This window comes from Mumia sp. ZJ1417 (genome assembly GCF_014127285.1).
Classification (GTDB): domain Bacteria; phylum Actinomycetota; class Actinomycetes; order Propionibacteriales; family Nocardioidaceae; genus Mumia.
In genome coordinates this window covers 560,406-582,224 of record NZ_CP059901.1, presented here as the reverse complement: position 1 = coordinate 582,224, position 21,819 = coordinate 560,406, and the positions used below count along the sequence as shown (strand labels likewise).

At 69.1% G+C, this 21,819-nt stretch carries 21 protein-coding genes and 1 pseudogene; 8 read left to right on the top strand and 14 right to left on the bottom strand.

Going from position 1 to position 21,819, the window contains the following annotated elements:
* Nucleotides 1-62 precede the first annotated feature (62 nt).
* The 4 genes from H4N58_RS02760 to H4N58_RS02745 form a co-directional block, all read right to left on the bottom strand.
* A complete protein-coding gene (locus H4N58_RS02760) occupies nt 63-410 on the bottom strand; it encodes a YrdB family protein (RefSeq protein ID WP_167001432.1) in 348 nt (115 codons plus the stop codon).
* Nucleotides 407-694 carry a DUF2516 family protein gene (locus tag H4N58_RS02755; protein WP_208322254.1) on the bottom strand — a complete coding sequence of 96 codons (288 nt, stop codon included), beginning with the start codon at nt 692-694 and terminating at the stop codon, nt 407-409. The genes H4N58_RS02760 and H4N58_RS02755 overlap by 4 nt, the downstream gene beginning before the upstream one ends.
* Before the next feature lie 76 nt (nt 695-770).
* Nucleotides 771-1,412: a hypothetical protein gene (locus tag H4N58_RS20305; RefSeq protein WP_208322831.1), complete on the bottom strand. Its 642-nt coding sequence runs from the start codon at nt 1,410-1,412 to the stop codon at nt 771-773.
* Entirely contained in the window at nt 1,409-1,822 is a 414-nt protein-coding gene (locus H4N58_RS02745) for a helix-turn-helix domain-containing protein (RefSeq protein WP_167001431.1), read from the bottom strand. The genes H4N58_RS20305 and H4N58_RS02745 overlap by 4 nt, the downstream gene beginning before the upstream one ends.
* Before the next feature lie 108 nt (nt 1,823-1,930).
* Here H4N58_RS02745 and cysC point away from each other — a divergent pair, with 108 nt between their 5' ends.
* Genes cysC through H4N58_RS02720 form a run of 5 tightly spaced genes read left to right on the top strand, consistent with a single transcriptional unit; the run spans nt 1,931 to nt 7,010 of the window.
* Nucleotides 1,931-3,088, top strand: a complete 1,158-nt coding sequence (gene cysC, locus H4N58_RS02740) for an adenylyl-sulfate kinase (RefSeq protein WP_208322832.1) — start codon at nt 1,931-1,933, stop codon at nt 3,086-3,088.
* Nucleotides 3,085-4,035, top strand: a complete 951-nt coding sequence (locus tag H4N58_RS02735; protein WP_167001429.1) for a sulfite exporter TauE/SafE family protein — start codon at nt 3,085-3,087, stop codon at nt 4,033-4,035. The genes cysC and H4N58_RS02735 overlap by 4 nt, the downstream gene beginning before the upstream one ends.
* A complete protein-coding gene (locus H4N58_RS02730) occupies nt 4,032-4,754 on the top strand; it encodes a lysoplasmalogenase (protein WP_167249104.1) in 723 nt (240 codons plus the stop codon). The genes H4N58_RS02735 and H4N58_RS02730 overlap by 4 nt, the downstream gene beginning before the upstream one ends.
* Before the next feature lie 49 nt (nt 4,755-4,803).
* Nucleotides 4,804-5,715 (top strand): sulfate adenylyltransferase subunit CysD, encoded by a 912-nt coding sequence (gene cysD / locus H4N58_RS02725; protein WP_220471286.1) that lies wholly within the window; start codon nt 4,804-4,806, stop codon nt 5,713-5,715.
* Nucleotides 5,715-7,010: a sulfate adenylyltransferase subunit 1 gene (locus tag H4N58_RS02720; RefSeq protein WP_243845027.1), complete on the top strand. Its 1,296-nt coding sequence runs from the start codon at nt 5,715-5,717 to the stop codon at nt 7,008-7,010. The genes cysD and H4N58_RS02720 overlap by 1 nt, the downstream gene beginning before the upstream one ends.
* 75 nt (nt 7,011-7,085) lie before the next feature.
* Here the strand turns inward: H4N58_RS02720 and H4N58_RS02715 are convergent.
* The 4 genes and pseudogenes from H4N58_RS02715 to H4N58_RS02700 form a co-directional block, all read right to left on the bottom strand.
* Nucleotides 7,086-7,352 (bottom strand): annotated as a pseudogene (locus H4N58_RS02715) (discoidin domain-containing protein); the annotation flags it as partial.
* Between the two features lie 375 nt (nt 7,353-7,727).
* Nucleotides 7,728-8,879, bottom strand: coding sequence for a mannose-6-phosphate isomerase, class I (manA, locus tag H4N58_RS02710; protein WP_167249105.1), 1,152 nt, complete (start codon nt 8,877-8,879; stop codon nt 7,728-7,730).
* Nucleotides 8,880-8,884: 5 nt separating this feature from the next.
* Entirely contained in the window at nt 8,885-10,660 is a 1,776-nt protein-coding gene (locus tag H4N58_RS02705; RefSeq protein ID WP_167001426.1) for a DEAD/DEAH box helicase, read from the bottom strand.
* Between the two features lie 12 nt (nt 10,661-10,672).
* The gene (locus H4N58_RS02700) at nt 10,673-11,650 is read right to left on the bottom strand and encodes an NAD-dependent epimerase/dehydratase family protein (RefSeq protein ID WP_167249107.1); all 978 of its coding nucleotides are present in this window, start codon (nt 11,648-11,650) and stop codon (nt 10,673-10,675) included.
* A 133-nt stretch (nt 11,651-11,783) separates the two neighbouring features.
* Here H4N58_RS02700 and H4N58_RS02695 point away from each other — a divergent pair, with 133 nt between their 5' ends.
* Nucleotides 11,784-13,067, top strand: a complete 1,284-nt coding sequence (locus H4N58_RS02695; RefSeq protein ID WP_167249110.1) for a nucleotide sugar dehydrogenase — start codon at nt 11,784-11,786, stop codon at nt 13,065-13,067.
* 2 nt (nt 13,068-13,069) lie between these two features.
* Here the strand turns inward: H4N58_RS02695 and H4N58_RS02690 are convergent, their stop codons facing one another.
* From H4N58_RS02690 to H4N58_RS02670, 5 genes are all read right to left on the bottom strand, one after another.
* Nucleotides 13,070-13,717, bottom strand: a complete 648-nt coding sequence (locus H4N58_RS02690) for a GNAT family N-acetyltransferase (protein ID WP_167001423.1) — start codon at nt 13,715-13,717, stop codon at nt 13,070-13,072.
* Between the two features lie 13 nt (nt 13,718-13,730).
* A complete protein-coding gene (locus tag H4N58_RS02685) occupies nt 13,731-14,333 on the bottom strand; it encodes a sugar transferase (RefSeq protein WP_167001422.1) in 603 nt (200 codons plus the stop codon).
* Entirely contained in the window at nt 14,330-15,502 is a 1,173-nt protein-coding gene (locus H4N58_RS02680; protein WP_243845029.1) for a DegT/DnrJ/EryC1/StrS aminotransferase family protein, read from the bottom strand. The genes H4N58_RS02685 and H4N58_RS02680 overlap by 4 nt, the downstream gene beginning before the upstream one ends.
* Nucleotides 15,499-17,325, bottom strand: a complete 1,827-nt coding sequence (locus H4N58_RS02675; protein WP_167249112.1) for a nucleoside-diphosphate sugar epimerase/dehydratase — start codon at nt 17,323-17,325, stop codon at nt 15,499-15,501. Before H4N58_RS02675 ends, H4N58_RS02680 begins: the two co-directional genes overlap by 4 nt.
* Nucleotides 17,326-17,395: 70 nt before the next feature.
* Nucleotides 17,396-18,727 (bottom strand): hypothetical protein, encoded by a 1,332-nt coding sequence (locus H4N58_RS02670; protein ID WP_167249114.1) that lies wholly within the window; start codon nt 18,725-18,727, stop codon nt 17,396-17,398.
* Between the two features lie 121 nt (nt 18,728-18,848).
* Here H4N58_RS02670 and H4N58_RS02665 point away from each other — a divergent pair, with 121 nt between their 5' ends.
* Nucleotides 18,849-19,436 (top strand): class I SAM-dependent methyltransferase, encoded by a 588-nt coding sequence (locus tag H4N58_RS02665; RefSeq protein WP_167001420.1) that lies wholly within the window; start codon nt 18,849-18,851, stop codon nt 19,434-19,436.
* Here H4N58_RS02665 and H4N58_RS02660 read toward each other — a convergent pair.
* Entirely contained in the window at nt 19,417-20,682 is a 1,266-nt protein-coding gene (locus tag H4N58_RS02660; protein ID WP_167249116.1) for an oligosaccharide flippase family protein, read from the bottom strand. The two genes, H4N58_RS02665 and H4N58_RS02660, sit on opposite strands and share 20 nt — an antisense overlap.
* Nucleotides 20,683-20,754: 72 nt before the next feature.
* Between H4N58_RS02660 and H4N58_RS02655 the strand changes: the two genes are divergently transcribed.
* Nucleotides 20,755-21,810: a glycosyltransferase gene (locus H4N58_RS02655; protein ID WP_167001418.1), complete on the top strand. Its 1,056-nt coding sequence runs from the start codon at nt 20,755-20,757 to the stop codon at nt 21,808-21,810.
* Nucleotides 21,811-21,819 lie beyond the last annotated feature (9 nt).

Below are 21,819 nucleotides of genomic sequence, written 5' to 3'. Positions count from 1 at the left end.
CTCAGCGTACGCCCTCGATCGAACATGTGTTCGATCTTTCGCCACGGCGGGTCGCTGGCGGCTCAGTCCCGGCGCAGCGCGGCAGTCGTCACCGCCACCGCGACGAGGACCAGCGCCCACAGCGAGAAGCCGGCGAGCGCACCGAGCGTCCCGACCGCGATGTAGAAGGCGGCCTTGACCCACAGTCGTTGCGGCATCGCGACGCGACGCGGCGAGGTCGGAGCGAGCCAGCGCCCCCAGAACCAGACCGCGACGGCAACCAGCGCGGCCGCCAGGACGAGCCCGCGCCACCAGCCGTCACCCAGCACCCAGCCCGCGAGCGCGAGGAGGACGAGCGCGGCCAGCTCGCACGTGAAGGCGAGAAGGTCGAGGGGTCCGACGCGTTGCGCCTCGGGCTGCGCTCCGCTCACCGTCCGCTGACTTGCTGCAGAGCGGGACGTGCGTCAGCGAGATAGACCAGCGCGGCGACGATGCCTGCGAGGTTGAGCAGGCTGATCGGCTGCCAGATCAGCAGGTTGGCGACCAGCGAGAGTCCGAGGACAATCAGCCAGAACGGCTTCGTCTGCTTGTCGGCCGCCACGAACGCCTGCGGGGTGCGCGAGACCGCGTCGATGGCGGCGAACGCCTTCACGGCGATCATCGCGATGGTGATGAGCAGCTCGACGAGGTTCTGGACAGCGAAGAGATCGAACACCTTACGAGCCTATCTTGAGCACAGCGCCGTACGGCAGCCTTCGACCCGCCAGAGCGCGTCGAAGGCGGCCGGAGGGTCAGCTCGCGTCAGAGGAGGGCGTCGCCTTCTTGGCGGGAGCCTTCTTGGCAGCGGGCGCGGTCTTCTTTGCCGGGGCGGTCTTCTTGGCGGGGGCAGCCTTCTTGACCGCTGGCGCCTTCTTGGCGGGGGCAGCCTTCTTGGCCGCGGTCTTCTTGACCGGCGCCTTCTTGGCGGCAGCCTTCTTCGCGACAGGCGTGTCGCCGGCCGGAGCGGACTGGGCCTTGGCGGCCGACGTCGTGGCGGTCTTCTTCGTCGCCTTCGGGGCGGGCTTCTTCGCCAGCGGCGATCCGGCGGCGACGTCTGCGGCAGCCTTGCGCGCGACCGCAGCCAGCATGACGACGAGCTCCTTGACGTCCTCGGCGATGTCCTCGAGCTTGTCCTCGATCTTGTCCTCGAGCCCGTCGAAGAGCTCCTCGACGTCGACGTCCTTGAGGCGCTTGACGACGTCGCCGTACAGCGCGCCGGCCTGCCCCGGGAGGGCCTTGGCGTCGGACTCGACCTTCTTCTGGAGCTCGTCGAGATCGAGCTCGGCGAGCTGCGAGACGAGTGCGGTGGCGGTTGCCTGCGCCTGTCCGGCGAACGCGGTCGCCTGCGCGGGAAGGCCCTTGACGGTCTTGGTGATGCTGTCCTGGATGCTCATGAGCGGGTGTCCTGTTCTGGGTTGTCGGTGGCGTCGGCAGTGTCGGGGACGGAGTCCACCACACCGACGAACGAGCGGTAGATCTCGAGCAGGGCGCGGCGCTGGGCCTCGTCGAGCCGGGGGTCGGCCGCAATGGCCGCCTCGACCCCGCCCCCGCCGAGGGAGTCGTCAGGATCGAGCAGGCCGGCCTGGACGTAGACGGACTCGGCGGAGATCCGTAGCGCCTGCGCGATCTGCTGGAGCACCTCGGCCGAGGGCTTGCGCAGGCCACGTTCGATCTGGCTCAGGTAAGGGTTGGAGACGCCCGTGAGGTCGGCGAGCTGCCGCAACGAAAGCTGCGCATGCTTGCGCTGGTCTCGGAGGTATCCCCCGAGGTCACCCACGGTCTTTCCGACGCTGATCCTGGCCACGCCTCCATTGTGCTTGCAAGAGCAAGCAAACGCAAGCTGGGAGCATCCGCCCCGCCAGCATCCGGCTCACGAACATCGTTCTCAATCTCGCGTGGAACAATCCCCTTCGTGAGCGATGCCCAGTGGACCCCGGACGCACGGGAGCTCGCCGACCTCGAGCTCGTCCTGCTCGGCGCGTGGCCGCAGGACCGCCGGCTCGACGTCGTCGTGCCCGGCGACGTCACCGATCCCGTCGAGCTGCTCGACCCCGAGGGCCTGCCGCTGGCTGAGTACGACCCGGCGTCCGGTGCGGTCCGCCCGCTCGACACCCCCACGTACGGGGCGTTCCGGCGCCTGCACCTGTCGCCCGCCGAGGTTCGCGCAGCCCACTCCCACGCCCTCGCGGTCATGGTCGACCAGCCCCTCACCACCGACGACGTCGCCGCGATCGTCGACGCCGAGGACCGTACGGGACGGCGGGCCGTCCTCCTGGTCCGCTCCGGCCCGGACCCCCGCCGTACGGTCACGGTGCCCGCACTGATCCGCGCCACCAAGGCGGCACTGCCCGACCACCCGGTCGTGGCCGTCGCTCTCGCCCGGCGTGACGACGCCGAGGACGACCGGAGCCTGAGCGACGCCGTCGTCGCCGCGTACGCCGACGAGCGCGTCGACCTGCCTCGTACGGGCGTCCCGTCCGACGCCGTCGCCGCCCTCGTCGCGGCGGACCAGCCCCCGCTCGACCAGCGTGGCCTCGTCGTCTTCTTCACCGGCCTGTCCGGCTCCGGCAAGTCGACGATCGCCCGGGCGCTGTACGACCGGGTGCTCGAGGAAGGCCGCCGTACCGTCACCAGCCTTGACGGCGACGTCGTCCGCCACCACCTGAGCAAGGGTCTCGGCTTCTCCAAGGAGGACCGCGAGACCAACATCGCCCGCATCGGATGGGTCGCCGCCGAGATCGCCCGCCATCGCGGTCTCGCGATCTGCTCGCCGATCGCGCCGTTCGACAGCACCCGCAAACTGGTGCGTGCGATGGTCGAGGAGGCGGGCGGCTCGTTCGCACTGGTCCACGTCGCGACCCCGCTGGAGGAGTGCGAGCGGCGCGACCGCAAGGGCCTGTACGCCAAGGCGCGTGCAGGACAGATCCCCGAGTTCACCGGCATCTCGTCCCCGTACGAGGCACCCGAAGACGCGCTGATCGCGGTCGACACCACCGGCCGTACGGTCCCCGACGTGCTCGACGAGATCGTCGCCGCCCTCGTCGCGGCGGGGCTCTGGGAGCGCGTGTGACGGAGATCCTCACCTTCTCCGCGCTGTCGATCCTCGCGGTCAGCTTCGGCGTCGGGATCGTCGTCGGCCTGACGGGCATGGGCGGCGGCGCGCTGATGACACCCGCGCTGATCTTCCTGGGGGTCAACCCGACCGCCGCCGTCGCCAACGACCTCGTCGCCGCCTCGGTCAACAAGTCGGTCGGCGCCGCGGTCCATGCCCGCGAAGGCTCCCCCAACTGGCGGCTCGCCGGCTGGCTGATGCTCGGCTCGATCCCGACCGCAGCGGCCGGCGCATTCATCATCGACGCGATCGGCGCCCACGACGACCAGACCGCGTTCGTCAAGACCGCGATCGGCGTGGCGCTGCTGCTCACCGCGGCGACCTACACGCTCCGCTCGTACCTCAACGTCCGTGCCGCCCGCCAGGGCAAGGCCGTCTCGAACGACAACCCGACGATCAAGCCGCTGGCGACGTTCGCGGTCGGCGCGGTCGGTGGGCTCCTCGTCGGCGTGACCTCCGTCGGCTCCGGCTCGCTGATCATGGTCTCGCTGCTCCTCCTCTATCCGACGCTCACCGCCGTGCGGCTCGTCGGCACCGACCTCGTGCAAGCGGTGCCGCTGGTCCTGTCCGCCGCGATCACCCACGTGATCGTCACCGGCGTCGACTTCGGGGTCCTCATCCCGCTCGTCGTCGGCGGGATGCCGGGGACCTACCTCGGCGCCCGCATCGCGAACCGCGTGCCCCAAGGGATCGTCCGCCGCGGCATCGTGGTCGTCCTGAGCATCACGGGCCTCACCCTGCTCGGGGTGCCGCCCGTGGCTGTCGGGATCATCGCCGCCGGGCTCGTCATCCTCGGCCCGATCGCGTGGGCGCTGCTCCGTGACCGGATCGGAGTCCCCGACGGTGTCGACCTGTTCGCCGAGAAGCGCGATCTCGAACGCCTACGTCAGGAAGGCCCCTCGTGAGTGCACCGATGCACCCTCTCTCCCCCAGGACCGTCGCCCGCCACCCCGCGATCGTGGTGTTCGCGGCCCTGGCCGTCGTGCACGTCGTCCTCGTCGCCGCCGACACGGGCCTCTCGGCGTCGTTGACGAAGGCGCTGCTTGTCCCTGCTCTCGCGGTGTGGGTCGTCGCGGTGGGCGGGCCGAGGCTCCTCGTCGCCGCGCTGTTCTTCTCGTGGATCGGCGACGTCGCCCTCGAGATCGACGGGCTGTTCCTGGTCGGCATGGCCGGCTTCGCGCTGGCGCACGTCTGCTTCGTGACGTGGTTCGTCAGACACGGAGCGCTCGCCGGCCTGAAGAAGCGCTGGTGGATCGTCGTGATCGGGCTGGCGGCCTGGGGGGCGACGATCACGACGCTGTGGGGTCCGCTCGGCGACGAGGACGCCGGGTTGCAGCTGCCCATCTTGGTCTACTCGCTGCTGCTCACCGCGACCGCCGTGACAGCCTTCGGCGTCAACGTCGTCGCCGGGGTGGGGGGCGCGCTGTTCCTCGTCTCGGACACACTGATCGCCCTCGACATCGCCGGGATGTCGCGTCCGGAGCCCGGCGGCGTCTGGGTGATGGTGACCTACCTCGCGGCCCAGCTCTTGCTCGCCGTGGGTATGGTCCATACGGAGCGGATAGGCAGCAGCATCCACGATGCGATGGCCGAACCCGCCCGCACCGGGGGCTCGATACCATGACCTTTCGCTCGCTGTCGCACGAAACCCAGGAACGACGGGAGAACCCCTGGTGACGCCCATGCACGACTATCGGCTCAGCCAGCTGGATCAGCTGGAGGCCGAGTCCATCCACATCTTCCGTGAAGTGGCGGCGGAGTTCGAGAAGCCTGTCCTGCTGTTCTCCGGCGGCAAAGACTCCATCGTCATGCTCCGGCTGGCCGAGAAGGCCTTCTATCCCGCACGGATCCCGTTCCCGGTGATGCAGATCGACACCGGCTTCGACTTCCCCGAGGTGCTTGCCACCCGCGACAACTGGGTCGAGCGCCTGAGCCTGCGGATGATCGTCGCGTCGGTCGACCAGGCCATCGCCGACGGCATCGTCGTGGACGACGGCAAGACCAGCCGCAACCGCCTCCAGATCGGCACGCTCCTCCACGCGATCGAGGAGAACGGCTTCACCGCCGCCTTCGGTGGCGGACGCCGCGACGAGGAGAAGGCCCGCGCCAAGGAGCGCGTCTACTCCCACCGCGACGAGTTCGGGCAGTGGGACCCGAAGAACCAGCGCCCCGAGCTCTGGAGCCTCTACAACGGGCGCATCTCCGAGGGCGAGCACATGCGGATCTTCCCGCTGTCCAACTGGACCGAGCTCGACGTCTGGCACTACATCCACCGCGAGAAGATCGAGATCCCGTCGATCTACTTCGCGCACAAGCGTGAGGTCGTCGCACGCGACGGCATGCTCCTGTCGGCCGGCGACCACCTGACGCTCAAGCCGGGCGAGACGGTCGAGGAGCGCCTCGTACGCTTCCGTACGGTCGGCGACATGACGCTCACGGGCTGCGTCGACTCCCCGGCCGCCACCACCGGCGAGATCATCGACGAGATCGCGATCGCGCGTGTCACCGAGCGCGGCGCGACCCGCGGCGACGACAGGTTCAGCGAGGCAGCCATGGAAGACCGCAAGAAGGAGGGCTACTTCTGATGGCCGCCCCCGCGACCGAGACCACCGACACGACGGCGTCCGCCCCGCGCATGGACCTCCTGCGCTTCGCGACCGCCGGATCCGTGGATGACGGCAAGTCCACCCTCATCGGGCGCCTGCTGCTCGACTCGAAGGCGATCTTCGAGGACCAGCTCGAGGCCGTCGAGCGGACCTCCGCCGACAAGGGGTACGACTACACCGACCTCGCCCTCCTCACCGACGGCCTGCGCTCGGAGCGCGAGCAGGGCATCACGATCGACGTCGCCTACCGCTACTTCGCGACGCCTCGGCGCAAGTTCATCATCGCGGACACCCCGGGCCACGTGCAGTACACGCGCAACATGGTCACCGGCGCCTCCACGGCCGACCTCGGGCTCGTCCTCGTCGACGCCCGTACGGGGCTGACCGAGCAGAGCCGCCGCCACGCGGTGATCCTGTCGCTGCTGCGGGTCCCGCATCTGGTCCTCGCGGTCAACAAGATGGACCTGGTCGACTTCGACCAGTCCATCTACGAGAAGATCCGCGACGAGTTCGACACGTTCGCCGCGAAGCTCTCGATCCCGGACCTGACGATCATCCCGATCTCGGCGCTCCAGGGCGACAACGTCGTCGAGCGCAGCACCAACATGCCGTGGTACCAGGGCACGTCGCTGCTGCACCACCTCGAGAACGTCCACGTGTCGTCCGACCGCGACCTCGTCGACACGCGCTTCCCCGTCCAGTACGTGGTGCGCCCCAAGTCCGAGGAGTTCCACGACTACCGCGGCTATGCGGGCCAGGTCGCCGGTGGTGTCCTCAAGCCCGGCGACCAGGTCCAGGTCCTCCCCAGCGGGTTCACGACGACGATCGAGGCGATCGACCTCTTCGACCAGTCGGTCGCCGAGGCGTTCCCCCCGATGTCGGTGACGGTCCGGCTCGCTGACGACCTCGACGTCTCGCGTGGAGACATGATCTGCCGTCCGCAGAACGCGCCGACACCGACGCAGGACATCGACGCGATGATCTGCTGGATGACCAACGCGCCGCTGCGTCCGCGCCAGAAGCTCGCGATCAAGCACACCACCCGCAGTGCCCGTGCCCTGGTCAAGGACATCCAGTACCGCCTCGACATCAACACGCTGCACCGCGACCAGGAGACCGGCGAGCTCGGCCTCAACGAGATCGGTCGCGTCAAGCTGCGGACGACGGCGCCGATCTTCATCGACCCGTACGAGAAGAACCGCACGACGGGCTCGTTCATCCTCATCGACGAGGCCACCGGCATCACCGTCGGCGCGGGCATGATCAACGGCTGACGCCCGCCGCCGTCACACCGCGCAACGACGATGCCCGGCCAGGATCTCCTGGCCGGGCATCGTCGTGTCTGCCGGTCAGGGCGCGTGCACCTCCAGCTCGCTCATCTGCACGTTCGACGGCGTCCCGTTGTCCCACGCCTTCGTGATGCGGGCCCGGACATAGCGCGCCTCCACCGTGCCGACGGAGGTCGTCGCGCCTTCCTTGTCCGCGTCGACGACGGTGGCGACCGTACGCCAAGTGGTGCCGTCGTCGGACACCTCGAGGGTGTAGTCGCGAGCGCCGTACAAAGACCGTCCACCCACGGTGACCGAGCCGAGGGCGACCGGGAGCCCGAGGTCGACGCCGAGATGCCAGGGCTGCTCGGCCGTCGGTCCCTGCCCGGCCGCCCGCCCGTACGAGACGGTGAACGTCGCTTTGTCGTCTCGGTCGCCAGGTGTGCCGGATAGCGGTCCTGGCTCGCGTCGGCGAGAAGAGCCGGGAACGGCGCTCCGTCCGGGTTCGCCGCGAGGTTGCTCGTACGGTGCAGCCTGACGTCCGGTTGGTCACCAGGAAGCGGGCCCGGTTGGACGCTCCGTCGGCGAGCGGCACGGCCTTCTCCAGGTCGGAGCCTCCGTATCGCGGCAGGTTGCGTATTGAAACGAGTCAGAGTCCGAGCCGACGCTAGGAGTGACGCCCATCACTGTCAACGCAGATGACCGCATCCGGTCACTGCGGGCTCAGCTGCTGGGCGTGAAGGCCTGCACGACAGTGCCTGCCCCGCGGACGCAGACCGGTCCGGTCCCGCGGCCGGTGAACGCCGAGCGCCCCGCGGTGAGGGCCACGCGACCGGCATCGGCCTGGACCGAGACCTCACCGTCGACGCAGAGCACGATCCGCGGCCCGGTGCCCGGCAGTTGCGTTCCGTCGACCCCGTCGACCGTCGCCACAGCGAGGGCGAACTCGTCGACCTCCGGGGCGAAGATGCGCACCCCCGCCTCCTCCTTGGGGGTCACGACGTGCGCCTCGGCCATCCCCATCCGAACGCAGTCGACCAGCGCCTGCGGCTCCACGTGCTTGGTCGTGAGACCGGCCCGCAGGACGTTGTCCGAACCGGCCATGACCTCGACGCACGTGCCGCTCAGGTAGGCGTGCAGCACCCCGACCTCGACGAACGCGGCCTGCCCGGGCTCGAGACGGATCCGGTTGAGAAGCGACGCGACGACCACGCCAGGATCATCGCTGTGGTGCTCGGCCAGCTCGGAGACCGTCTCGTACGCACGCCGACGGTCGAGGCCCGCCGCATACTTCTCCTGGCACTCCGCCACGAACGCGCGCAGCTCGTCACGGGTCGGCCCCATCCACGGCGACAGCAGCCGACCGACCATCCGGACGAGGCCAGGGAATCCAGGATCGGCACGAAGCTCGTCGTCGAGTCGACGCGCGAGCGGCGACTCGAGCCCGTCGAGGACGTGCCACACCTCCGCCGTCGGCCGGAAGGCGATCAGGCCCTCGAACCGGGTCAGCGCGTAGACCATCTCGGGCTTGTGGTGCGGATCCTTGAAGACACGGGTGGGTGAGTCGAGCGCGACCCGGCGCTCGTTCTCACGGACGAAACCCCGCTCGGCCATGGTGACCTCCGGGTGCACCTGGAGCGAGAGGGGCTTGGCGATCGCGAGAATCTTGAGGAGGTAGGCGAGCGAGCCTCCTGCGACGTCGCTCAGCGGCGCCGTGGTCCCGTCAGCAAGGCGGACGGTCGAGGGACCGAGCGGGTGCGTCCCCATCCACAGCTCGGCCCACGGAGTCCCGTCAGGGTCGACCCCCAGCATCTCGGGGAGGGCAGTCGCCGAGCCCCAGTCGTAGTGCTGAACGACGGAGCCAAGTTCGTACATGCCCACTATCCCTTTCGTCGACGCGGCGTCCTCGCAGAGCGTACGGGGCCCTTGCCCGCATTGTCCCAGCTACGGCCGCCACCCGAACGGCGAGGCGCGGAGGAGCTGCCGCTGCGGCGCGCGCCGCGGTCGCGCTCGAGGTTGATGAGGTCGCCCCCGATGCGGGTGCGGCTCAGCGCGCTCTCCGTACCGCTGGGCAGCGGGTCGGGGAGTTCGACGAGCGAGTGGTCGAAGCGGATCGAGATGTTGCCGAAGTCGGACCGGCCGAGGCCGCCCTCGTTCGCGAGCGCACCCATGATCGACTTCGGGGTGACGCGCTGGCGCTTGCCGACCGCGAGCCTGTAGACGGCCATGCCGTCCGGCGTCGGCCGCTGCGGGCGCTCGGGACGGTCTCCACGATCACCGTGGTCGCGAGCTCGGTCACGCTCGCTGAGGACGATGTCGTCCTTGGCGTCGAGGAGGAAGGACCGGCCCTCGTGAGCGCGGACGGCGAGCGCTGCGGCGACGTCGATCGGATCGACCCCCGTGGCCTCGGCGTACTTGCTCACGAGCCCGCGGAACATGTGCACGTCCTTGGTCGCGAGCGCGTCGGTGATCGCCTCCTCGAACTGCTCGACCCGGCGGGCGTTGACCTGCTCGGCGGTCGGGATGTCCATCGGGGTCACCGGCTGGCCGGTGGTGCGCTCGATGACGCCGAGGAGACGGCGCTCACGGGGCGTGACGAAGAGGATGGCGTCGCCGCTGCGCCCGGCGCGTCCCGTACGGCCGATCCGGTGGACGTACGCCTCCGGGTCGTGCGGGATGTCGTAGTTGACGACGTGGCTCACGCGGTCCACATCGAGGCCGCGCGCGGCGACGTCGGTGGCCACGAGGATGTCGAGAGAGCCGCTCTTGAGGGCGTTGACGGCCCGCTCGCGCTGCGCCTGGACCAGGTCGCCGTTGATCGCCTGCGCGCTGTGACCGTACGCTCGCAGCTGCTCGGCGAGCTCCTCGGTGACCTGCTTGGTCCGGACGAAGACGATGACGCCCTCGTGCGGCTCGACCTCGAGGAAGCGGGCGAGCGCGTCGAGCTTGCGGAAGTGCGGGACCAGCAGCCAGCGCTGACGCACGTTCTTGGCCGTGACCGTCTTGGCCTGGACCTTCACCTCGACCGGATCGGTGAGGTACTGGTTGGCGAGACGGCGGATCGTCGACGGCATGGTGGCCGAGAACAGCGCCACCTGCTTGGTGGTCGGCGTGTCGCGGAGGATCCGCTCGACGTCGTCGGCGAAGCCCATCTTGAGCATCTCGTCGGCCTCGTCGAGGACGAGGTTCGAGATCGTCGTCAGGTCGAGCCGTCCGCGCTCGAGGTGGTCGATCACGCGACCCGGCGTGCCCACGACGACGTGGGCGCCCTTGCGGAGCGCGGCGAGCTGCTCGGAGTAGCCCGCACCGCCGTAGACGGGGACCACATTGAGCCCGGGGAGGTGCTTGGCGTACGAGGCGAAGGCCTCGGCGACCTGGAGCGCGAGCTCACGGGTCGGTGCCAGCACGAGCGCCTGGGTCGTGGGGTTCGTCACGTCGATGCCCGAGAGGATCGGCAGCGCGAACGCAGCGGTCTTGCCCGTGCCCGTCTGTGCCATTCCGATGATGTCGTGGCCTGCGAGCAGTGGCGGGATCGCCTCGGCCTGGATGGGGGACGGCGACTCGTAGCCGACGTCGGCAAGGGCGCGGACCAGTCGCTCGTCGGCGAGAAGATCAGCAAAAGAAGGGTGCGCTTCAGTCGGCGCGGAATCAGTCATAACCGGTCAAGTCTAGGGGCCGGTCACGCCGGACCACGAATCGAGCGAGTGTGATGTTGACGGGCGCGTGGCGAACCATTCGGCCGTGCTCCGGAGTCCGTCACGCAGCGCGACGGGCTCCGCAGCGGGGTACAGCTCATGCAGCAGGCCGCTGTCGGCACGCGAGGCGCGCACATCGGCAGACCGCGGTGGCTGCCAGTCGATTCGTGCCGAGCGGCCTGTGACCTCCTCGAGAAGGCTCACGAGCTCCGCGATGCTGGTCCGCGTCCCGAAGGCCAGGTTGACCGGCTCCGCGCACGCCTTCGCAGTCACCGCCGACTCCACCAGGACTCGACACACCGAGTCCACGAAGGTGAAGTCGCGCGTCTGCGCACCGTCGCCGTGCACGGGCACCGGAGTCCCCCGCAGAAGCGCGTCCACGAACACGGGGACGACTGCGGAGTACGTGTGCCCCGCAGGTTGCCGCGGCCCGTACACGTTGAAGAAGCGGAACGCCGACACCCCCAGCCCGAACGACTCCTGATAGGCGAGCGCCATCTGCTCGGCGGCCAGCTTGCCGGCAGCGTACGGGCTGAGCGGCCGGACCCATCCACGTTCGTTCTTGTACTCCGCAGGGTTCGCGCCGTACACCGAGCTCGATGACGCCACGACCACATGGCCCACGTCGGCTGTGCGGCACGCCTCCAGCACCTCGACCGTCCCAGACACGTTCACCTCGTACGACCGGCGGGGGTCGACCAGCGACCGCGGCACGCTCGGGATGGCGGCAAGGTGGACGACACCGTCGATGCCCTTCAGCGACCTCGCCAGCGCATCGGGGTCGCACACAGACCCGCGGTGGAGTTCGACCGGCACGCCGTGGAGGTTCTCCTCGTAGCCGGTCGAGAAGTCGTCGAGGACACGGACCTGTGTCAAACCGGGGTGACGCAGCGCTGTGCGCACCAGGTTGGAGCCGATAAATCCTCCGCCACCAGTCACCAGAAGCCGCATGTTCCCCCTATGACACTCACGTCGTTGGCCGGTCGAGCCTATGCACCAAATGTCCGAACCGCGACTCGTGCGGGCACGTCCGCTGGCAGTTAGCGTGGTCGCGACTGCAGGACGACAAGGTGGGGGGCCCGTCATGCCGACCTCGGGGGTCGAGCACCGCAAGGGTGAGCGCATGGTCGTTGTCGGACAAGGCTACGTCGGCCTTCCGGTCGCCGTGCGAGCCGTCGAGGCAGAATTCGACGTGGTCGGATTCGACACCGATGAAGCCCGCGTCGCCTCACTGAGGTCGGGCATCTCGTTCGTGGAGGACGTCACGGACTCGGTCCTGCGCACGACGCTGGCGACCGGCCGATATCTCCCGACCACCGACGTCGCTCATGTCGATGGCTTCGACTGTGCGCTGGTCACGGTGCCGACCCCCTTGCGCGAGGCCGTCCCCGATCTCACGTTCGTGGAGGACGCCGCACGCCTGCTCGGCCCGCGGCTCCGGCCCGGCAACACCGTGGTGCTCGAGTCGACGACCTACCCCGGCACGACCGAGCAGCTCTTGGCCCCGCTCCTCGGTGACCTCAGCGGCATGGAACCCGGGGTCGACTTCAATCTCGGCTACTCGCCCGAGCGGATCGATCCGGGCAACACCCGCTTCGCCTTCACCACGACCCCGAAGGTGGTCTCAGGGGTCACGGCGAAGTCCGCCGCTGCAGTCGAGGGGATCTATGCACGGCTGGTCGACCGGACCGTCCCTGTGAGCTCCACTGCGGTCGCCGAGCTCACCAAGCTGCTGGAGAACACGTTCCGCCACGTCAACGTCGCCTTGGTGAACGAGCTCGCGATGTTCGCTCACGATCTGGACATCGACGTCTGGGAGGCGATCTCGGCAGCATCGACCAAGCCCTTCGGCTTCATGCCGTTCACCCCTGGACCGGGGGTCGGTGGGGACTGCCTGCCGGTCGACCCGTCCTACCTCTCCTGGCAGGTCCGCCGCACGCTCGGACAGAGCTTCCGCTTCGTCGAGCTGGCGAACGACGTCAACGACCACATGCCGGAGTACGTCGTACGAAGGCTCTCGGCGGGGCTCAACGAGCGCAGCCGGTCGTTGCGAGGGAGTCGGGTCCTCGCCGTCGGACTCGCCTACAAGCCCCGCTCGAGCGACACGCGGGGATCACCGGCCGTGCGAGTCTGCGAGCTGCTCGTCGCGTCGGGCGCCGACGTCCGCGTCGTCGACCCTTACGTCGACGAGTCGAAGGCGCCGGCTGGAGTCTCAGTGGTCACCGCATCCCTGGCGGAGGTCGAGGCGGCACACGCGATCGTCATCCTGACGGACCACGACGGTGTCGACTACGACGCGATCGCCCGCGCAGATGCGTACGTGCTCGACACCCGTAACCGGCTGAACCACCCGGGAACGGCGCTCTGACCTCACGCTCGCGGATCTGCGCTTGCCCAGACCCTGACGTACTCGATGAGTCTGCGACCTTCGGGAGTGACGTGCTCCGAGGCGGGGACGAGACCCAGCCCGACATAGAACGCGTTCACGCGATCGTTGTCCTCGGCGTCGGTCGTCAGGGTGTATCCCGCGGACCCTCGACTCTGCACCACCCGGTCGAACGCCCGCACCAGCTCACGCCCCGCTCCTGTTCCCTGCGCCTGTGGCGCGACGCCCAGGGACATGAGGGATCCGGGAGCCTGGTTCACGCCCGCGTCGCCGGGGTCGTTGCCGCGCTCGGCGCGTTCGCGGCCACGCACGACCCGCCTCGCCATCGACGGGTGCCGGACCACCGCGGGGACCGCGGCGAGCGCGAAGCGCCACCCGCGCCGGCGGAGCAGGCGGCGGTAGAAGGCCGGCCGGTCGTCGGTGCCGCCCAAGAATCCGATGACCCGGCCATCCGGCATCTCGGCGACCAGGAGGATTCCCTCGTCGAGCGCCAACAGCCCGCGATAGAGCTCGCGCAGGAACGTCGGCCCGAGCAGGCTGAGGAAGAATCCAGGGAAGGACGCTTCGTGGAGGGCGACCACCCGTTCGATGTCGGAGGATCGGGCGTGGCGCACGGCACACGGCACACTCATCGCGCGGCCACCCTCAAACCCACAGCGCCGCCTTGACGGTACGGGCGAGGATCTTGGCGTCACCTCGCAGGCATCGCGTCCTCACGTACGCGGCGTACATCGCGGCCTTCCTCGGCAGGAGCACCTCGCGGTAGTACCGCTCCGGCTCGGGCTGGCGTCCGAGCAGCCCCTCCTCGTCCCGAAGCGCGATCGACGTGGGGTCGGTGAGGCCGGGCGGGATCGACAAGATCACCTCGCGCAAGCGGGCCGGCCACAGCGCGACATATCGCGGGACTTCGGGCCGAGGCCCCACGAGCGCCATCTCACCCCGGACCACGTTCACCAGCTGAGGAAGTTCGTCGAGCTTCCTTCTTCGCAGCAAGCGCCCCACGCGTGTGACCCTGACGTCCCCGGCAACGGTGACCTCTTGCCCGTGGTCTTCGTCGGAAGACTCAGGCTGCGTCATCGTGCGGAACTTCCAGATCTCGAACTCGCGTCCCCCGTGACCGACCCTCAGCTGGCGGAAGAGGGCCGGGCCGGGCGTGTCGAGCCGGACCACGATCCCTATCGCGACGAGCACCGGCGCCAGGAGAACCAGCGCGATCAAAGCCACGAAGGCTTCAGCGAGGCGCCTCACCTGACGACCTCGCGTACGGCGTCCGCGACTCGGTCGACCTCGTCGTACGTCATGGCGCTGAAGATCGGGACGCTGACGATCCGCGGGAAGACCGTGTCGGCGACGGGAAAGGCATCCGGCTCAGGCCTCAGCGAGGTGCGCCAGTACGTGAGCTGGTGCAGGGGGATGAAATGGACGCTGGACCCGATCCCGCGTTGCGCGAGGGCTTGGATGAGAGCGTCACGGTCAGTCTCCGAATCGGGGCGCAGCCGAAGAGTGAAGAGGTGCCAGGCATGGAGGTCGGCCCCCGCTGGTCGAGCCGGCAGCTCGATCGGCAGGTCGCGCCATGCCTCGAGGTACGTCGCTGCGATCTCCTCCCGGCGATCCCTCATCGCGTGCGCACGGGCGAGCTGGACGCATCCCATCGCCGCCGCAGGGTCCGGGAGGTTGTTCTTGAAGCCCGGCGCGACGACGTCGTACTCCCAGGCGGACGCCCGGCGATAGCGGTCGAACGCGTCCCGGTCGATCCCGTGGAGGCGCATCACCCGAGCGCGTGCAGCGATGGTGGGATCGCGTGTGGTGAGCATTCCGCCCTCGCCCGTCGTCACGGTCTTCGTGGCATAGAAGCTGAAGATCGCTGCGTCGGAGTGCGCCGCCGTGCCGACGATCTCGCCGGCACGAGTGCTCGGCAGCGCGTGAGCGGCGTCCTCGACGATGCGAACTCCCCGTGGCCGCGTGACGGCTGCGATACCCGCGGTGTCAGCCGCAAGGCCCCCGAAGTGGACGACAATGACAGCGCGTGTCCTCGGACCCAGCGCAGCGGCGACGGCAGACGGCGCGATGTTGAGAGTCACGGGGTCGACATCGACGAGGACGGGAGTCGCCCCGAGATAACGCACCACCTCCGCAGTCGCCGTGAACGTCCAGGTCGGCACGAGAACCTCGTCGCCGACACCGACGCCACACGCCTCCAACGCCAGGTGCAGCCCCGCCGTCGCTGAGCTCACGGCCACGGCTTCGACCCCGCCGCCGACGAAGCCCGCGAAGGTGTCCTCGAGCTCGGCGGCGGCAGGCCCGGTCGTCACCCACCCTCCGCGCAGCGCACGGACCACGGCGTCGATCTCCGCGTCGGTGATGTCGGGACGTGTGAAGGGGACGACGGCTGGTGTCGTCATGGCACGGCGTGTCACCCCGCCTCCTCGGCGAGCTCGACCGGGAGACGCTGCGTGAGGCGCTGCATGCCGCGGATCACCGCCGGCGGCGATGCACCGGGATCGAGTCCGGCCACGGCCGTGAAGGGCAACGGCGGGACGGGAACGTGCGAAACGGCTGGGTGCTCCGGCCGCACATCGACCTCTCCGTCGCCGAGCAGCTCCTCGTGCACCTTCTCGCCAGGTCTCAGGCCGATGAACTCGACACCGACCGTCGCGTGCGACAGCGCGATGAGCCTGCGCGCAAACGAGTGGATGTTCACCGGCTCCCCCATATCGAGAACGAGAACCTCAGCTCCGCGTCCGATCGCCGCCGCCTGGATCACGAGGCCGACCGCCTCCGCGATCGTCATGAAGTAGCGCGTCGCATCCGGGTGGGTGACCGTCAACGGCCGGCCTTCGGCGATTTGGCGCATGAAGGCCGTGGCGACTGATCCGCGGCTACCGAGCACGTTGCCGAAACGCACGCTGACGTAGGTGCCCGCGGAGTTGTGGTCGCACGCGGCTGTGAGTCCCTCGGCGACCCGTTTGGAGTAGCCCAGGACGCTGATCGGGTTGGCCGCCTTGTCCGTCGAGATGTTGATGAACCGGTCGACGTGCGCCGCCCGCGCCGCCTCCAGCACATTCTGCGTCCCCCAAACATTGGTCTTCACCGCCTCGCCAGGGAACCGCTCGAGGACAGGGAGGTGTTTGAGCGCCGCAGCATGGAAGACCACCTCCGGTCGGTGCGTCTCGAAGACCGAGCGGAGCGCTTCAGCGTCGCGGATGTCGGCCAGCACCACGTCGTCGGTCGCCATGGTGGCGCGGCCGTAGACATCCATCTGCGTCGTATGGAGTGCGGACTCGTCATGGTCGAGCATCACCAGGGTCTGAGGCCCAAGCCGACGGAGCTGGCGACAAAGCTCGCTCCCGATCGATCCGCCCGCCCCGGTAACGAGGACTCGGCGGCCTGTCAGGCAGTCGGAGATGCTCTTCAGGTCCGTCTGCACCTGCGCTCTGCCGAGCAGATCTGAGATGTCGAGGTCGCGCACGTCCTCGATCCCGACATTGGCCTCCAGGATCTCCGACACCTGCGGCAGCACCTTGACGTCGACATTGAGGGACTCTGCCGTGTCGGCGACCGCACGGACCAGCTCTCGCCTCGCCGAGGGGATGGCGACGATGATCGTCTCGACCCCGTGTTCCTGAACCGCCTCGGCGATCATGCTCCTCCCGCCGACGACGGGCACGCCTTCGATTCTCAGGTGTCGATTGAGCGGGTCGTCATCGATGAGTCCCACAGGGCGCCATCGCGCATGGGGATCGCGGTGGATCGCGCGGACGAGCTGACGGGCACCCTCCCCCGCGCCCACGACGAGGACGTGCGTCGCTTCCGGACCCACGAACCGCAGATCCCTTTCCTTCCAGCGCCGCCATACGACCCGGCCCCAGGCGATAAGAGCGACGGCAAGGACGGTTGCCCCGATCGGCACTGCGCGGGGCACCCACTGCGGGTCGATGACGACGTTGAGCGAGAAGCCGACGAGACCGGCGCTCACACCCACTCCTGTGACGAGGACGACCTCCTCAAGACTGCCGGTCACCGCACGGCCGCTGTGGAGACGGAACACGCTCCCGAAAGCAAGATAGGCGGCGCAGAGCAGAGCAGAAAGGCCGATGACGCCCGGCAGGTTCACCTTCGAGAGGTCACCGTCGAACCTGGCAACAGCCGCACCCAAGGTTGCGGCGAACCAGGCGAGACTGTCGTAGCCGACGAGCACTGACGAACGGTGCTGGCGCAGCCACTGGCGTGTGGCACCCACCGAAATCCTTCCCCCCGAGGCTTGCACCAGGGACGATAACGGGCAAATCGCCCTCCGGCACCTCGTCGGCTCACGGTTCGTGGCGCGTGGGCGCCGTTGACGCGACGTTGACACACGCAAGGAAGAGCGCAATCGCCCACAAATGCCCTGGAGCCTGGAGGTAGGGGTTCGTGGCATTGGCGACCAGGAATCCCACCATCGCACTCCCCGTCACGACGACGACCGGGAAGAGATCGGGGCGCCGCCGCAGGCCTTGGACGACCGCCCCGACCACGAGGCCGGCCGCCGCCAACAGCAGCACGAGACCGAGCAGGCCCACCTGGAAGATGAGCATGTGGTACTGGAGCTCGAAGTTCCAGGGCCTCTCCACGCTACGCAGGTAGTCCGGAAGCCGGGCTCCGAAGCCCTGGCCCCACCACGGGCTCTCCCCCCAGGCTTGCAGGAGCCGAGCGGCCTGCTCGCGTCGCACGCCGTTGCCGCTGACCGCGCCGTCCCCAAACAGAAAGTCGACGACGGCATCCCAAGAGCTCTGCGTGAGCGCCGACCGACTGCCCACCACAGCCACCACCGCGAGGACCGCCGAGCCGGCGATCAGCACTGACGAGCCGCGCCCACCGGTCGTCTCACGCCCCTCACGTCGCCGCCACACCATCACCGCTGCGCCGGCCATGACGACCGCAGCTGCGGCTGCCACGACGATGCCACGCCGCCCACTGTGCAGTGCGGCGAGCGTGCACAAGAGCGTCGCGACGAGACGAAGCCACACAGGCGGCAGGAGCGCGTGTCGAGGGACGAGGAGGCTCGCCATCCACATCGGCAGCGCGCCCACGAGGGTCGAGAGACCGTGATAGCGGAGTGCGTTGGCGTACGGATCGTAGATCAGCCCGCCCTCGGTCACGAGGGCATCGGGGATGAGGTCCGGAAGCGTGCCCCGCTCACCCTGCACGTACAGGATGAGCAGGGCAGACGTGACGGACGTGGCAACGGCGGCTGTCACGAGGAGCATCCTCAGTCCTCGCTCGGTCACCACGAACGTGTAGCTGGCGAAGAGCACGGGGGCGATCACCCAGACACTGAAACCGCTGATGAAGCCTGGGTTCGCGACCCCTATCAGCGAGCCGATCGCGCCGAGGACGAGGACGATGAGGAGAGCGCCGAGCAGGCGACGCGACATCGGGCGCCGCTTCGCGACGATCGTCACACCACAAGCGATCGCCCCCACCGCCAGCAACGGATAGAGGACGTTGCCCGCCGTCACCGGTCGCGCCAGCACGTAGGCGAAAGCGAGGGCGCCTGCCACCGGCAGCACGTTTGCGCGGAGTGGGCGGCGCGAAGCGCCGTCCCCGAGCTCGCGCACCTCCATGTCAGGGGCCGCCGCCGCTGCCCTGCCCGCGATGGTCACCGTCGCATGCTAAATCCGGGTGGCCTCTGCCGCACGAGCGCTTCTCGCGGAGTGCCCAGGTGCATCAGCGGTCAGGTTCGTCACCGTGCAGCAGGGCGAGGGCCCTCATACAGTGCTGCGCATGCCGAGTCTCGCCACCCGTCCCCTCCGTCTCGAGCTCGGTTGCGGCGCAGCCAAGCGTGACCCCCGCGCGGTGGGGATCGACACGCGACCGCTCCCGGCAGTCGATGTCGTCGGGGACGCGCTGGAGGTGCTCCGCACGATCCCGGACGCGAGCGTCGAGTCGGTCTACAGCGAGCATTTTCTGGAGCATGTCGACGATGCGCGCGAGGTCCTCAGCGAGATCTCGCGCGTGCTCGTCGACGGCGGCACGTGCGTGACGGTAGTGCCTCACTTCTCCAACCCTGCGTTCTACTCAGACCCGACGCACCGGCAATTCTTCGGCCTCTACACGTTCGGATACTGGGTCGAGCGCACCGCGCTGCGCCGCGGGGTCCCCCACTACGAGGCTCCGCTCCCGCTGGTGCTGACCTCCACCCGGTACGTCTTCAAGTCATCGCCGCCGTTCTACGCACGCCATGCCGTGAAGAAGGTGCTCTCCGCATGGGTCAACCTGTCGACGTGGACCCAGGAGCTGTACGAGGAGCACGTCTGCTGGATCCTCCCCTGCTACGAGATCGCCTACACGGTCAGGCGGGTCCCCCGCTGACGCGCCGATCGTCTGGCTCATCCTCGCGAGATGCTGAGCGTTTGCCCGCGCGGGCGGCCACGGCAAACCCGAGGTAGCCAGCCACGCTCGCGATCGCTGCCCCTGCCAGCCCGAGGGTGGGAATGAGCCAGAGGTCGAGGGCGACGACTGCTGCCGCCACCGCGAGGCACATCACGCTCGCGCGACCGAAGCGCCCCATCCCTGCCAGGTGGTTGAGGTCGACCCAGAAGGAGACGACCGCCAGCTCCCCGATCAGAAGGATCCGCAAAGGCAGCACCGCGTCGAGGAACTCCGGCCCGACCAGGAGCGTGATGATCTGCGGCGCGAACACGGCGATCACGATCAGGATGGGGGCGGTGACGACCACGAGCACCAAGCGCGCGTGCTCGACGGCCACCGTCGATCCTCGGCGCGTCGCGACCCGGTGCAGGACGACCTCGCTCAAGATCCGGGGCGCGAAACGGAGCGCCTCGCTCACGGTCGAAGCGATGGAGTAGACACCTGCTGCTCCGGCACCCATCACGACCCCGACCACATACCTGTCCAGACGGAACACCACCGTCCGGGCACCCACGATGCCGAGGGCAGGAATCCCGAGGCGCACCAGAGTCCGCCACGAGGACAGCGCGAAGGCGGGTGCCCGCAGGAGCCCGCGCGCCGCACCGTACGCGCCGAGGACCACGAGCTCGAGCAACGCACCCAGTCCGAACGCGATCAGATAGACATCCACTGCTCCGCTGTCACGGAGGGCAAAACCGCACACGAGCACAAACGTCAGCACCACGCCGCCGGCAGATGCGCACGCTGTCACGAGAAGGTGACCGTACGCACTCAGAAGTCCTCGGAGCATCGCCGCGCTGTGGAACACCGCGGCGAACGCCGAGGAGAGCAAGACGAGGTCGCGCGAGAACTGGACGTCACCCCACTTCCCTGTGGCGACCAGGACGGCGGCCACCACGACGGTCTCGACCACCACGAGGATGAGCGAGGCACCCAGGTACGCCCCTGCGGTCACGCCGGTCTCAGCACGTACCAGCGCGAATCGTGCCGCCGTGTCCAGCCCGAGGGTCAGGACGACCGAGCTGATCGTCACGACGGTCAGCGCGAGGACGAGCTGCCCGCGCCCGGTCGGGCCGAGTGACCGTGCTGTGACGATCGCCGTCACCGCCCCCAGGCCCACCGCAAGCACGGTGGGAAGGGTCAGTCGGGCAGACGCCCTCAGGAGCTCGCTGCCGGGACGGCTCATCGATCATTGCCTGCTCGTCGCCGGTCTCGCCTCCGGGTGGCAGATGCGCTGAACTCCCCCATCATGGTTCCCGTGAGCATCGAGTCGCCAGGGTTGATCACCGTGGCAGCGTACGGCCGGGGCGCCGCGAGCGCCCGAGTCCGACTCCACGACTGGGTCGATCACCTGCAGATCCCGGCGGTCTCGTGGGAGTACGCCGGCACCAGGGACGCGGCACCGCGCACGCTGGGTCGCCGGCTCCCCGCAGCGGTGCGCGCGGAGGTCCGCTTGCGGCGCGACGCCTGCCGGGTCGACAACTCCACCGTCCTCCTGAGCAGGGCGGCCTCCCCGTTCAGCAACGGAGGGCTGGAGTCGCGGCTGCTGAGCACGGCACGCCGGGGCGTGTACGACTTCGACGACTCGCTCGCCCACTATCCCGACTCTGCCCTCAGGAGGGCATGGTCGCGCCGTCGCGTCTGGCAGCGCAGTCTCGCGAGCGCCGACCAGGTCATCGCGGGGAACGCGACGCTCGCGGAAGAGGCGCGAGCCGCCGCCCCGGCTGGCACGCCGGTGACGGTCGTCCCGAGCTGTATCGAGCCGAGCTCCTACCGGCCGAAGTCCTCGTACGAGGGACGCGAGACGCCTCGTGTGGTGTGGCTCGGCTCTCCTGCGACAGAAGCCTTCCTCGTCGCAGTCGCCCGCTCCCTCCGCGCGTGTCTCGACCGTGTCGGCGGAAGAATCACCGTGATCAGTGCGGGAGAGGGCCCGCTCGGTGCCCTCGCTCCCGTCGCCGACAGGGTCACGTGGAGCGCTGATGCGCTCTCGCTGCTCGCCGACGCGGACGTCGGCATCATGCCGCTGCCCGACACCCCTTTCACCCGCGGAAAGTGCGCCTACAAGCTGTTGCAGTACGGCGCGACCGCGCTACCGGTCGTCGCGAGCCCGGTGGGTGTCAACCGGGACGTCGTCACAGGCTGCGGAGGCTGGGCTCCAGCAACCGACACGGAGTGGGACGACGCGCTCACCGAGGTCCTCACGGCGCCGGAGTACCTCCGCGCTTCTGCGGGACGTGCCGCACTCGCACACGTCCAGGAGAACTACAGCTTCGCCAGCTGGGAGCCGACCTGGCGCAAGCTCGTGCTCGGATGACGCCGGGCC

Excerpts from the sequence above, each read along its gene's own strand:
- H4N58_RS20305 (WP_208322831.1), bottom strand. The coding sequence starts at position 1,412 with ATGAGCATCCAGGACAGCATCACCAAGACCGTCAAGGGCCTTCCCGCG.
- H4N58_RS02720 (WP_243845027.1), top strand. The coding sequence starts at position 5,715 with ATGGCCGCCCCCGCGACCGAGACCACCGACACGACGGCGTCCGCCCCG.
- manA (WP_167249105.1), bottom strand. The coding sequence starts at position 8,879 with ATGTACGAACTTGGCTCCGTCGTTCAGCACTACGACTGGGGCTCGGCG.
- H4N58_RS02705 (WP_167001426.1), bottom strand. The coding sequence starts at position 10,660 with ATGACTGATTCCGCGCCGACTGAAGCGCACCCTTCTTTTGCTGATCTT.
- H4N58_RS02700 (WP_167249107.1), bottom strand. The coding sequence starts at position 11,650 with ATGCGGCTTCTGGTGACTGGTGGCGGAGGATTTATCGGCTCCAACCTG.
- H4N58_RS02695 (WP_167249110.1), top strand. The coding sequence starts at position 11,784 with ATGCCGACCTCGGGGGTCGAGCACCGCAAGGGTGAGCGCATGGTCGTT.
- H4N58_RS02690 (WP_167001423.1), bottom strand. The coding sequence starts at position 13,717 with ATGAGTGTGCCGTGTGCCGTGCGCCACGCCCGATCCTCCGACATCGAA.
- H4N58_RS02665 (WP_167001420.1), top strand. The coding sequence starts at position 18,849 with ATGCCGAGTCTCGCCACCCGTCCCCTCCGTCTCGAGCTCGGTTGCGGC.
- H4N58_RS02660 (WP_167249116.1), bottom strand. The coding sequence starts at position 20,682 with ATGAGCCGTCCCGGCAGCGAGCTCCTGAGGGCGTCTGCCCGACTGACC.